The organism is Simiduia agarivorans SA1 = DSM 21679, from assembly GCF_000305785.2.
In the GTDB taxonomy this organism is placed as follows: domain Bacteria; phylum Pseudomonadota; class Gammaproteobacteria; order Pseudomonadales; family Cellvibrionaceae; genus Simiduia; species Simiduia agarivorans.
Window position 1 is genome coordinate 126,389 of the sequence record NC_018868.3, and the last position, 11,925, is coordinate 138,313.

Sequence of the window (11,925 nt, forward strand, 5' to 3'; positions counted from 1 at the left end):
TTACAATGAAACTTTTATCACAGGTTGAAATAGAACAATGCGTGTTGGATTTGTAGGTTGGCGCGGCATGGTGGGCTCTGTACTGATGGAGCGCATGGTGGCCGAAAATGACTTTGCCGATATTGAGCCGGTATTTTTTACTACCTCTAACGTAGGTGGCAAAGGCCCGTCGATTGGTAAAGACATTCCACCCCTCAAGGATGCCAACAGCATTGACGAACTGAAAACCCTGGACGCGATTATTTCCTGTCAGGGAGGCGATTACACCAACGCGGTTTTCCCCGGCCTGCGTGCGGCTGGTTGGGACGGTTACTGGATTGATGCTGCATCCAGTCTGCGCATGGCAGAAGACGCCATCATCGTGCTCGACCCGGTCAATCTGGATGTGATCAAGGACGGTCTCGCGCGGGGTGTGAAAAATTACATCGGCGGTAACTGCACCGTGAGTCTGATGTTAATGGCCATTGGTGGCCTGTACCGCGAGGGTCTGGTGGAGTGGGTCAGTTCCATGACCTACCAGGCTGCCAGTGGTGCCGGTGCGCAGAATATGCGTGAGTTGATTGGTCAGATGGGGGCGATTCATGGGGCGGTTAAACCCCTGTTGGATAATCCGGCTTCGGCCATTCTTGAAATTGACCGCCAGGTGGCCGATACCATGCGCGGTGCGGATTTCCCTGTCGACAATTTTGGTGCACCCCTGGCGGGTAGTCTGCTGCCCTATATCGACAAGCAGCTGGATAACCTGCAAAGCAAGGAAGAGTGGAAGGGCAATGCCGAGACCAACAAGATCCTCGGTCGTTCGGCCAACCCGCTGCCGGTGGATGGCTTGTGTGTGCGCATCGGCGCCATGCGTTGCCATAGCCAGGGTCTGACCATCAAACTCAATCGCGATGTGCCCATGGCAGACATCGAGCAGATACTGGCGTCGGCCAACGATTGGGTCAAAGTGATCCCCAATACCCGCGAAGCCAGCCTGAAGGACCTGACGCCAACGGCGGTCACCGGTACCCTGAGTGTGCCGGTTGGCCGGTTGCGCAAAATGAACATGGGGCCGGAATACCTGTCTGCCTTTACCGTCGGTGACCAGTTGTTGTGGGGCGCGGCTGAACCACTGCGCAGGATGCTGCGGGTATTGCTGGCTCGCTGAGTCCGGCGTTGTAAAAAAAACCGCGGCAGTTTCCGCGGTTTTTTTATGCCTGCAGGGTCGGCCTCAGCCGGTCCGGTCCGGTCTGCTGGCGAAGCTGGCGAGGTGTGCTTAAATCCAATGGAAATCAATCGCTTAGCGCGGGGCCCGGGCTGTGATCAAACACGCAGATTCTGCGCAATCGATGCACTATAGTGCCGCTCCGCGTTGCCCGAACCACGGTTTTGGACGATTCCGGTGCCATCTCAGGGCTTGGTCTGCCCCCGAATTGTTGATAAAAAGCTATTTATAATGCAGACTTACGAGCACTATTGAAGAAATATTCTAGGTTTGCAGTCTAACTTCATGACCGTTGTGGCTCCCCGGGGTGATGTGCCGTCGATCAGGCGAAGTACCCCGGGTACGGAATATCGGTTGCCGGAACCTGAAGGCAGTTCCGGTACTGTTCCGGAGTCGGGGAGAAAATAAAAGGATCGTCATATGCGTCTTCGTAAGTTGGCTTTGGCAGTTGGGGCAACCGCCGCGCTGTGCTCCAATCTGGCTTTGGCTCTGGGACTGGGTGAAATCACCCTGAATTCATCCCTCAATCAACCGTTGGATGCTCAGATTAAACTGCTGCAAGTCCGCGACCTGAGCGAGCAGGAAATTATTGTCAAGCTGGCCAGTCGGGAGGCGTTTGAAACCGCCAATGTCGAACGGTTGTTTTTCCTGTCAGGCATCCGGTTTGAGGTGGTTCTGGATGACCCGGCCAACCCCCATGTCCGGCTGACCACGCAGGAAAACGTTCGCGAGCCTTACCTTAATTTTCTGATTGAAACCCAGTGGCCCACGGGCCGGATGCTGCGTGAATATACGGTGCTGATGGACCTCCCCACCTTCAGTGAACGCAATCAGCGCGCAGTCACTGCGCCCGCCCAGCAACAGGCACCCGTAAGTCAGGCCGCCCCACAGGTCAAGCCCAGACCCACCGTCAAAGCGGCTCAGCCCGCGCCCGCCGCACGCCCTGAGCGTCCGATGCAGGGCGGCGCTGGAACTTATGCCGTTGGTGCGGGCGACACCCTTTGGGAAATCGCATTGCAGGCGCGTCCTGATCGCAGTTATTCGGTCCAGCAGACCATGTTGGCGATCCAGCGTCTGAATCCGGACGCGTTCATCAATGGCAACATCAACCTGCTGCGCAAGGGGCAGGTATTGCGCTTGCCGGCGGCGGACGATATCGCCTCTCTGAGTACCCGCCAGGCCATCAATGAAGTCGCTTATCAGAACAGCCAGTGGGATGGTGGAGCAGCGTTGGATGCCAGCCGCCGCAGCGGACGGGTAACCGACGGCGCCGGCAGCCGTGAAGGCCGTGTGCAGTTGTCGTCTGGTGGTGCCACGGAAAATGCCGAAACCGGTCGTGGCAGCGGTCGTGCTGCCGCACTGGAGAACGAGCTGGCCATTACTCAAGAGCAACTGGATGCAGCCCAGCGTGAAAACAGCGATTTGCGTTCGCGCATTGGCGATCTGGAAGAGCAGATAGCAACCATGGCGCGCCTGATCGAGGTGAGCAACGATGAAATGGTTGCTCTGCAGCAGGCCATGGCCAAAGGCGAACCTTTACCTGAGTCAGCACCGGTTGAAGAGACCGCCGAGCAGCCAGCGCCTGAAGCAACACCGGCGCCCGCTGCCGAACCCGAGCAACCTAAGCCGGCCGCCACAACCGTAGTCCGGCAAGCGCAGCCTGAGCCTGGCATCGTGGACATGCTGATCGACAACATTCTCTACATTGGCGTTGCCATTCTGGCTTTGCTGGGTGGTTTGTTGTTCTGGCGCCGCAAGCAGGCCCAGGAGGCTGAAGAGCAGGCCGCCTTCGATGCGTTCCTCGAAGAGGACGAACCCGAGTCGGAAGAGCAGGACTTTGATCTGGCCCACGAGCCGGATTTCGAAGAGCTGCCCGAGGCCGATGAAGAGCCCGAAGAATCGTTTGAAGAGTTGGAAACCGCCGAGGCAGAAACAGCCGATGTGGCTGGCGAAGCCGATATTTACATTGCCTACGGAAAATACGATCAGGCCGAAGAGATGCTGCTCAAGGCCCTCGAGCGCGAGCCCGGCCGGACGGATATCACGCTGAAACTGCTTGAGGTGTATGCCGAAACGCAAAATCTGGAAGCCTTTGACCGCCACTTTGCCGGTGTAATGGATGGCGATGATATGGCGGCCCAGCAGCGCGGAGAAGAATTGCGCGCATCGATCCCGGGCGCCGGTGAGTTTGATCGCACCCAGGTGCAGCCCTTGGCTGCGGCCGGCGCTGCAGGCGTTGCCGCGGCAGTGGCGCTGGATGACGAAGACCCGTTATTGAGCTTGGCGGAAGAGGGTGCAGAGGATGAGGTTGATCCCCTGCTCAGTCTTGCGGAAGAGGGCGCCGAGGATGATGAGTTCAGTGCCTTGCAGGGCCTGGAAGAAGAGGATCTGGCGTTGGATCTGGATCTCGATGCAGAGGACAGCGCTCTCGATGACTTGGATTTCTCCCTGGATGGTCTGGACGAGACTCCGGCGCCCGCCAGCGATGCCGATCTGACCGAGGAATTCTCGCTCGATCTGGATGACAGCGATAGCGCGACTGAGACCGAAGAATTTTCTTTGGATCTGGATGACTCGGGCGCTGACAGTGTTGAAGAAGAGTTCTCCCTGGATCTGGATGAGGCAGTTTCAGCCGACGATGAATTGGCGCTGGATCTGGGCGATGACGACCTCAACCTGGATCTGGGTGATCTGGATGAAGCCGGTGAGCAGCCTGCAGAAGAGGCCTTGTCGCTGGATGATGAATTTGAATTGAGCCTGGATGCCGAGCCTGAGACTGAACTGCCGGCAGCCGATGAGAGTTTCGATTTATCCCTTGAGGACGAAGTGGCTCTCGAAGCCGAGGCGCCAGCCGAAGAGGCATTCAGTCTGGACGACGCACTGTCGCTGGACGAGCCTGTGGCAGACGCTGCGCCCGAGACGCTGGATGATCTGGATGCCGGTGACGCCGACACGTTGACGGTAGAGGCCGATGATTTTGAAGCCGATGCCAATCTGGGCGATATGGATCTGGAGGCGCTGGATCAGGAAATGGCCTCGTTGTCGGCCGATCTTGATCTGGATGATGACTTGTCCGCATTGGATATGGGGGCCGAGGAGCCTGCCACCGACGAGCCGGAGGAGTTTGATATTTCCGCCGATTTGGGCATCGAAAATGGCGCAGATGAATTGCCCCCCCTGACCGATGACGACAGCTTTGATGAAGCCATGATGGCGGACGACGAAGCGGCTGACGAAGACGCGGAATTGGGTTTCCTGGCCGATTCCGATGAAGTTGCCACCAAGCTCGACCTTGCACGTGCCTATATCGATATGGGTGACAGCGAAGGTGCACGCGACATCCTGAGCGAAGTGCTCGAGGAAGGCGACGACAAGCAGAAAGGTGAAGCGGAAGAATTGATGGGCCGTATTGGCTGAGGATTCAACGCTTGAAATCGGGCCCTGCAGGCGTTAGCGTGCAGGGCCTTTTTTATTGTGGCTGCAGAGAGAGATTGCGTGCAGGCTGATCAGAAAATATACACGCCCAACGGTGAGATTCTGCCCGGGATGGCCTTGCCGGAAGGGGTGCGCCGCGTGGCCCTGGCGCTGGAGTATCACGGTGGCAGCTTCCGGGGTTTTCAGCAGCAGGAGGAGGGTGTGCCCACGGTGCAGGCAGCGCTGCAGCAGGCGTTGTCGAAAGTGGCCAATGAGCCCATTACCCTGGTGTGTGCCGGGCGCACGGATGCCTGTGTACACGCCACGCATCAAGTGGTGCATTTCGATACCCGCGCACTGCGGCAGCCCAAGGCCTGGACTCAGGGGGTCAACGCCCATCTGCCAGCCGGGGTCGCGATCAAATGGGCTGGCGAAGTGCCGGGGGAATTCCACGCGCGCTTCAGTGCCCGCGAGCGCACCTACCGTTATGTTATTTACAATTCGCCCACGCGACCGGCGCTGATGCACGATCAGTTAACCTGGTGCCGCGAGCCATTGGATCTGGCGCGGATGCAGGCCGGTGCCGCCCACCTGATCGGCGAGCACGATTTCAATGCGTTTCGCGCGGCCCAGTGTCAGGCACGCCATCCGGTACGGGAAATCAAGCGTATAGACCTGGCGCGACGCGGCGATTTACTCGTGATGGAGATCACCGCCAATGCCTTCCTGCATCACATGGTGAGAAATATCGCGGGCGTGTTAATGCGGGTGGGCAAAGGTTGGGCCGAACCCGGTTGGGTGGCCGAAGTACTGGCGTCCAGAGACCGGACCCGGGCGGCAGAAACGGCGCCGCCCTATGGATTGTACCTGGTGCATGTGGCCTACCCGGACACTTTCAGCTTGCCGGTTTTTGCGCCTGGCCCGAGTTTCTTCCCCGAAGGTCTCGGAGAATTCGGGCACAAGTGAGCAGAATTTTCTGGTAGTATCGCCAATCCTTGCGCGGCAGGCCCCTTTTGCGCCGCCGGGCACTGACAAGACAACAGATAAGTAAACCATGTATCCCAATTCCCGAACCCGCATCAAAGTCTGTGGTCTGACTCAGCCCGACAATGCGTTGGCCGTGGAGGCCTGCGGTGTCGATGCGATCGGGTTGGTTTTTTACGCAGCCAGCAAACGTGCCGTGACACCCGAGCAGGCCGCAAAAATTGGCGAAGTACTGGGCCCTCTGACACACCGGGTGGGCCTGTTTGTGGACCCAGAGCCCGCGTTGGTTGAGGCGGTGTTGTCCACCGGACACATTACCAGCCTGCAGTTTCATGGCGATGAGCCCGAGGCGTTTTGCCGTCGTTTCGGGGTGCCTTATTTCAAAGCCCTGCGTATGCGGCCAGGACTGGATTGTGAGCAGGCAATTGCTGCCTATCCGTCGGCGTCAGGGTTTTTGTTAGACGCCTTTCAGCCCGGGCAGCCAGGTGGGACCGGAGAGCGATTTGATTGGTCGAGGGTGCCCTCACACTGCGGTAGGCCCTTGATTCTCGCTGGCGGGCTCAACCCCGACAACGTGGCTCAGGCGATCCGGCAGACCAATGTATACGGTGTGGATCTCAGCGGTGGCGTGGAAAGCGCGCCTGGCGTAAAAGACGTGGCGCGCGTGCGCGCGCTGGTGGCCGCGGTGGCGGCTGCCGATGCAGCCCGTTCGGGCTGAATCGATTTGTGTAACTGACAAGCTTCCGCCCTGGTGGCGGCAATGGAGTTAATCGTGTCAAAGGGTGAAAAGCAAACCGTGGATTTTGACGCAGTACCTGATGCCAAAGGCCGGTTCGGCGAATTTGGTGGCCGGTTCGTGTCCGAAACCCTGATTCATGCATTGGATGAGCTGGATGCCATGTATCGCCAGCTCAAGGTTGACCCGGATTTTCAGGCAGAATTTGACCGGGATCTGGCGCACTATGTGGGGCGTCCTTCGCCGCTGTATTTTGCGGAGCACCTCACCCGCCACGTGGGCGGCGCACAAATTTACCTGAAGCGCGAAGACCTCAATCACACCGGTGCGCACAAGGTGAACAACACCATCGGTCAGGCCCTGCTGGCCAAGCACTCCGGCAAAAAACGCGTTATTGCCGAGACCGGCGCCGGTCAGCACGGCGTGGCCACGGCCACGGTAGCGGCCCGGCTGGGGCTGAAATGCCAGGTCTACATGGGTGCCGAAGACGTGCGCCGACAGGCGTTGAATGTGTACCGGATGAAGCTGTTGGGCGCGGAAGTGATCGCGGTGAAGTCCGGCTCCAAAACGCTCAAGGATGCCATGAACGAAGCCATGCGCGATTGGGCGACTAACGTGGACGATACCTTTTACATCATCGGTACTGTTGCGGGCCCGGCGCCGTACCCTGAACTGGTGCGGGACTTCCAGTGCGTTATCGGTCGCGAAGCGCGCGCCCAGTCACTGGCGCAAATCGGGCGCCTGCCTGATGCGCTGGTGGCGTGTGTGGGCGGTGGCTCCAACGCCATTGGCCTGTTCCATCCGTTCCTGAAAGATCAGGATGTTGCGATCTACGGCGTAGAAGCGGGTGGTGATGGCGTTGAAACCGGGCGCCATGCGGCGCCGCTGAACGACGGTATCCCGGGCGTTCTGCACGGCAACCGCACTTACCTGATGGAAGATGAGAACGGCCAGATTATCGAGACCCACAGCGTATCTGCCGGGCTCGACTATCCCGGTGTGGGTCCAGAGCATGCATTCCTGAAAGACACCGGCCGTGCGAACTATGTGGCGATCAACGACGCCGAGGCATTGGCCGCGTTCCGCACCCTGACCCGGGTAGAGGGAATTATGCCCGCACTGGAGTCCAGTCATGCGGTGGCTTATGCCATGAAACTCGCCAAACAAATGGACAAGGACAAAGTCATCGTGGTGAACCTGTCCGGCCGTGGCGACAAAGATATCCTCACCGTTGCCGACATTGACGGCATCGAAGTGGAAGGCATTAACCGATAGTGCTCATCCGATAGAGCAGGGAATGTTTGCATGAACCGAATTAATCAACGTCTCTCCCAACTGAAGGCGGAGGGCCGAAAAGCACTGGTCACCTATATCGTCAATGGCGACCCGGTACCGGGCGCCACACTGGCTACCATGCACGCGCTGGTGGCGGCCGGGGCGGACATCATCGAGCTGGGTGTGCCATTTTCCGATCCGATGGCGGATGGCCCGGTAATTCAGCTGGGCCATGAGCGCGCGCTGGCGCATAACACCAGCCTGCGCGATACCTTTGCCGTGGTGCAAGCCTTCCGCGACACTAACCGGGACACGCCAGTGGTGCTGATGGGCTATGCCAACCCGGTGGTGCGCATGGGCTATGACGCCGTGGCCAAAGCCGCGAAACAGGCGGGCGTGGATGGCTTTCTGACGGTCGATCTGCCACCGGAAGAGGCCGCTGATTTTAACCAGGTGCTGAAAGCCTCTGAGTTGGAAAACATTTTCTTGCTGGCACCCACTACCCAGGATGACCGTATCGCCCATGTGGCCGAGTTGGCATCGGGATTCCTCTATTATGTGTCACTCAAAGGTGTCACTGGCGCTGGTCACCTGGACGTGGCCTCGGTGACCGAGAAAACCGCCCAGATCCGCCGTCACACCCCGCTGCCCCTGTGCGTGGGATTCGGTATCAAGGATGCCGATTCAGCCAAAGCAGTGGCCAAGGTGGCCGATGGCGTGGTGGTTGGTAGCCTTCTGGTGGCCAGAATGGGTGATTTGGCCAGCGAAAGTGTGGATACTATCGCCTCTCAAACCGCAGGTCTGATTGCGCCCATGCGCGCAGCGCTCGACAGCCTGTAACCTGCGGCGACACAGAACAACAAAATTGGTGAACGAATCATGAGCTGGTTGGACAAAATCGTAACCAACGTGGTGCGCAAAGAAGGCAAGAAGGGCGAGAGCAAGGTGCCCGAAGGCCTGTGGAAAAAGTGTCTGAAGTGTTCCGCGGTACTCTACCGGCCGGAGCTTGAGCGTAATATGGACGTGTGTCCCAAGTGTGACCACCATATGCGCATCGGGGCCCGTCGCCGGCTGGATATTTTCCTGGACCCACAGGGTCGTGAGGAAATTGCGGCCGACGTGTTGCCCGTAGACCGTCTGAAATTCAAAGACATCAAAAAATACAAAGACCGCCTGACCCAGGCGCAGAAAGACACCGGCGAGAAAGATGCATTGGTGGCTATGAAAGGCCAGCTCAAGGGCATGCCCGTGGTGGCTGTGGCGTTCGAATTCGCTTTCCACGGCGGCTCTATGGGCTATGTGGTGGGCGAGCGCTTTACCCGCGCAGCCCAGGTGGCCCTCAAGGAAGGCATTCCGCTGGTGTGTTTTTCCGCTACCGGTGGCGCCCGTATGCAGGAAGCATTGATCTCGTTAATGCAAATGGCAAAAACCAGTGCGGTGATTGAACGCCTGAAGATGGCCGGTATTCCCTATATCTCCATCATGACCGACCCGGTGTACGGTGGCGTGTCCGCAAGTCTGGCGCTGCTGGGCGATATCAACGCTGCCGAACCCGGTGCCCGCGCCGGTTTTGCCGGCCCCAATATCATCGAGCAGACCATTCGCCAGAAGTTGCCCAAAGGCTTCCAGCGTGCAGAGTTCCTGCTGGATCATGGCGCCATCGACATGATTATCCCGCGCGCTGACATGCGCGACCGGGTCGCCGGTTTGCTGGCCAAGTTCACCAAAAGCCACGCCGCTTAATGCGATTTGCCTGTCTTGATGATTGGCTGAACTGGCAGACCTCCCACCACCCCAGTGCCATTGATCTGGGGTTGGCCCGGGTTGCCGAAGTGGCAACCCGATTGGGCCTTCAGCAGGCAGCCGCCCGCGCCCGGGTGCTGACCATTGCCGGTACCAATGGCAAAGGCAGCGCCGTCGCCACTTTGGAAAGCCTGATGCTGACGCTCGACCAGTCGGTGGGCGCTTATACCTCTCCCCATTTGCACCGCTACAACGAGCGTATCCGCGTCAACGGGGTTGAGGCCGATGACGGTTTGATTTGTCGCGCCTTCGACGCCATCGATCAGGCGGCGGGCGATATCAGCCTGACCTACTTTGAATTTGGCACGCTCGCGGCCCTGTGGATTTTCGCTCAGCTGAATCTGTCGGTGTGGGTGCTGGAAGTGGGGCTGGGCGGACGGCTCGATGCGGTCAACATTGTCGATCCCGACGCCGCGCTGGTGACCAGTATCGGACTCGATCACCAGGATTGGTTAGGGGACGACCTGGAGGGTATCGGGCGGGAAAAAGCCGGCATTTTCAGGCCTGAACAGGTGGCGATTTACATGGATGCCGAGCCGGTAGCGTCGGTGCGCGCACTGGCCGATACCCTGGGCACTTCGCTGTGGGTGGTCGGCACAGAATTAGCGCTGATAGAGCAGGGCAAACAGATTCGGGTGAAGGCACCCGACATTGCGTTAACCATTGCGCGGCCAGCGCTGCCGCTGCCGAGTGTGGTGGGCGCCTGTTTGCTGGCGCATCGGCTGGGGTTTGCGCTACCGCAGTCCTGGCTGGAGGTGACCTTGCCGGCACTGCAGCTATCGGGTCGTCATCAGCACGTGCTGATTAGTGGCCGGACGCTGTTACTCGACGTGGCGCACAACCCGGCCGCTTGCCGTTTTTTCCTGCAGAAAGCCGGGCAGGCGCAGGGCACTGCTGCCGTCAAGCAGATCGTGTTGGCGATGATGGCCGATAAAGACACGGAGGCGGTATTGTCTGTGTTGGCAACGGCGGGGAAGGTGCAGTTGCATTTGGCCGCGCTGCCCGAAAATCCGCGCGCCGCCACGCCCGGCCAGTTGGCAGCACAGGCCCAGGGGCTCGGCTTTGCGCAGATTCAAAGCCACGCCAGCGTGGCCGAGGCCTTGAACGCCTGCTTGCGGGATCACGAGGCCACGGGCGATATCTGGGTACTCGGGTCTTTCTTTACGGTGGCCGCGGCACAGGATTGGCTGCACAATAGCGGTGTGCGCGGTTGACCCCCTGATCAGACCCGACGCAGGCGGAATGTGGAATTTGGAGCAGAGTTTTGGACGATAATGTAAAGCAGCGCTTGGTAGGCGCTGTGGTATTGGCTTCGGTGGCGGTGATTTTTTTCCCCAGCCTGTTCGATGAGCCGGATGATCGTTATATCGGCGGGCAATCCCAGATTCCGGCAGCACCCGAAATCAAACCTGTTCAGATTGCCGAGCCCATCCGCCCCGAAGGTATCGCCCCGGCGCCAGAGCCTCAGGCCATGTACCAGTTGGTCGAAGAGCCCGAGCCTGTCACCCCGTCGGTTGCCACACCGGCGCCGGAGCCCAGCCCCGAACCGCCGACGCCGGTCGGTCTCAATGACCAGGGCGTGTTGCGCGGATGGGTATTGCAGGTGGCCAGCTTCAGCGACCAGGCCAAGGCGGAAGACCTGCAGAACCGCTTGATCAAGGCTGGCCATACGGCTTTCATCCGCCCGCTGGTCAATAGCAAGGGCCAACAGGTGGTGCGGGTCTTCGTGGGCCCGAAGGCGGAGCGCCAGGCCTTGGTTGCCATCAAAGCCGAATTGGACCAAAGCCTTAAAGTCAATTCGCTGATCCGGGAATTTAAACCCTGACAACCCTACCTTTGACTGGCGCCAGTTGTTAGAATGCGCGCCTTGTCACAGCGGACCGGTACAGCCGGCTGCCTGTTAACGGGAAGTGGCAAGCCACTTTAATTGAGGCGAGGCATGAACTGGGCTGACTGGGCCATCTTGGCCATATTGGTAGTATCTAGCCTGATCAGTATCTACCGGGGCTTTGTGAAAGAAGCGCTGTCCATGGTGATATGGGTTGTCGCGATCATGGTGGCTCTCTGGTTCGACGACCGCCTGGCGCCTTTACTGGATGGCGTTTCAGATACCCCTTCCGTGGTCCACTCCCTCGCCTTCGCAATTCTTTTCATTGGCACCCTTGTGGTTGGTGCTATGGTGAATTATCTGATCAGCCAGCTGGTGAAGATGACTGGCCTGACCGGTACCGATCGTCTGTTCGGCATGATATTCGGCCTCGCCCGTGGGCTGGTGGTGGTCATGGTATTGGTGATCTGGCTGCCGCATGTGTTACCTGTTGAACAAGACCCCTGGTGGAAAGAATCGGCGTTGATTCCCCAATTTCAGGGTTTTGAAGAATGGGCGCGGCACCTGGGCAGTGAAGTGGCCGATATGTTCGGCAAACTGTTTAACAAAGTTTCTTAACCCGCGGGCGGATTCCGGCGGGTTCTAATCAGTGTTACCTGTGTCAGTCTGGATGGGATGTTC

The 11,925-nt window shown here is 58.9% G+C and carries 10 protein-coding genes; all 10 read left to right on the plus strand.

Translation table 11 applies throughout. The features are described 5' to 3' along the window. Nucleotides 1-37 precede the first annotated feature (37 nt). The 10 genes from asd to M5M_RS00625 all read left to right on the plus strand — a co-directional run bounded on the left by asd (nt 38) and on the right by M5M_RS00625 (nt 11,862). On the plus strand, nt 38-1,147 hold the full coding sequence (gene asd / locus M5M_RS00580) for an aspartate-semialdehyde dehydrogenase (protein WP_015045524.1): 1,110 nt from the start codon (nt 38-40) through the stop codon (nt 1,145-1,147). 477 nt (nt 1,148-1,624) lie between these two features. Further along, a complete protein-coding gene (locus M5M_RS00585) occupies nt 1,625-4,621 on the plus strand; it encodes a motility hub landmark protein FimV (protein ID WP_015045525.1) in 2,997 nt (998 codons plus the stop codon). Between the two features lie 129 nt (nt 4,622-4,750). Next, nucleotides 4,751-5,584: a tRNA pseudouridine(38-40) synthase TruA gene (gene truA / locus M5M_RS00590; protein WP_042455248.1), complete on the plus strand. Its 834-nt coding sequence runs from the start codon at nt 4,751-4,753 to the stop codon at nt 5,582-5,584. Nucleotides 5,585-5,672: 88 nt separating this feature from the next. After that, nucleotides 5,673-6,320: a phosphoribosylanthranilate isomerase gene (locus tag M5M_RS00595; RefSeq protein WP_015045527.1), complete on the plus strand. Its 648-nt coding sequence runs from the start codon at nt 5,673-5,675 to the stop codon at nt 6,318-6,320. A gap of 42 nt (nt 6,321-6,362) precedes the next feature. Beyond that, a complete protein-coding gene (gene trpB / locus M5M_RS00600; RefSeq protein ID WP_015045528.1) occupies nt 6,363-7,613 on the plus strand; it encodes a tryptophan synthase subunit beta in 1,251 nt (416 codons plus the stop codon). A gap of 30 nt (nt 7,614-7,643) precedes the next feature. Continuing rightward, nucleotides 7,644-8,453, plus strand: coding sequence for a tryptophan synthase subunit alpha (trpA, locus tag M5M_RS00605; protein WP_015045529.1), 810 nt, complete (start codon nt 7,644-7,646; stop codon nt 8,451-8,453). Between the two features lie 39 nt (nt 8,454-8,492). Then, a complete protein-coding gene (accD, locus tag M5M_RS00610; RefSeq protein WP_015045530.1) occupies nt 8,493-9,356 on the plus strand; it encodes an acetyl-CoA carboxylase, carboxyltransferase subunit beta in 864 nt (287 codons plus the stop codon). Then, nucleotides 9,356-10,630, plus strand: coding sequence for a bifunctional folylpolyglutamate synthase/dihydrofolate synthase (locus M5M_RS00615; protein ID WP_015045531.1), 1,275 nt, complete (start codon nt 9,356-9,358; stop codon nt 10,628-10,630). Before accD ends, M5M_RS00615 begins: the two co-directional genes overlap by 1 nt. 50 nt (nt 10,631-10,680) lie before the next feature. Further along, on the plus strand, nt 10,681-11,241 hold the full coding sequence (locus M5M_RS00620) for an SPOR domain-containing protein (protein ID WP_015045532.1): 561 nt from the start codon (nt 10,681-10,683) through the stop codon (nt 11,239-11,241). Between the two features lie 114 nt (nt 11,242-11,355). Further along, the gene (locus M5M_RS00625) at nt 11,356-11,862 is read left to right on the plus strand and encodes a CvpA family protein (protein ID WP_015045533.1); all 507 of its coding nucleotides are present in this window, start codon (nt 11,356-11,358) and stop codon (nt 11,860-11,862) included. The last annotated feature ends 63 nt before the right edge of the window (nt 11,863-11,925 follow it).

Excerpts from the sequence above, each read along its gene's own strand:
- asd (WP_015045524.1), top strand. The coding sequence starts at position 38 with ATGCGTGTTGGATTTGTAGGTTGGCGCGGCATGGTGGGCTCTGTACTG.
- M5M_RS00585 (WP_015045525.1), top strand. The coding sequence starts at position 1,625 with ATGCGTCTTCGTAAGTTGGCTTTGGCAGTTGGGGCAACCGCCGCGCTG.
- truA (WP_042455248.1), top strand. The coding sequence starts at position 4,751 with ATGGCCTTGCCGGAAGGGGTGCGCCGCGTGGCCCTGGCGCTGGAGTAT.
- M5M_RS00595 (WP_015045527.1), top strand. The coding sequence starts at position 5,673 with ATGTATCCCAATTCCCGAACCCGCATCAAAGTCTGTGGTCTGACTCAG.
- trpB (WP_015045528.1), top strand. The coding sequence starts at position 6,363 with ATGGAGTTAATCGTGTCAAAGGGTGAAAAGCAAACCGTGGATTTTGAC.
- trpA (WP_015045529.1), top strand. The coding sequence starts at position 7,644 with ATGAACCGAATTAATCAACGTCTCTCCCAACTGAAGGCGGAGGGCCGA.
- accD (WP_015045530.1), top strand. The coding sequence starts at position 8,493 with ATGAGCTGGTTGGACAAAATCGTAACCAACGTGGTGCGCAAAGAAGGC.
- M5M_RS00615 (WP_015045531.1), top strand. The coding sequence starts at position 9,356 with ATGCGATTTGCCTGTCTTGATGATTGGCTGAACTGGCAGACCTCCCAC.
- M5M_RS00625 (WP_015045533.1), top strand. The coding sequence starts at position 11,356 with ATGAACTGGGCTGACTGGGCCATCTTGGCCATATTGGTAGTATCTAGC.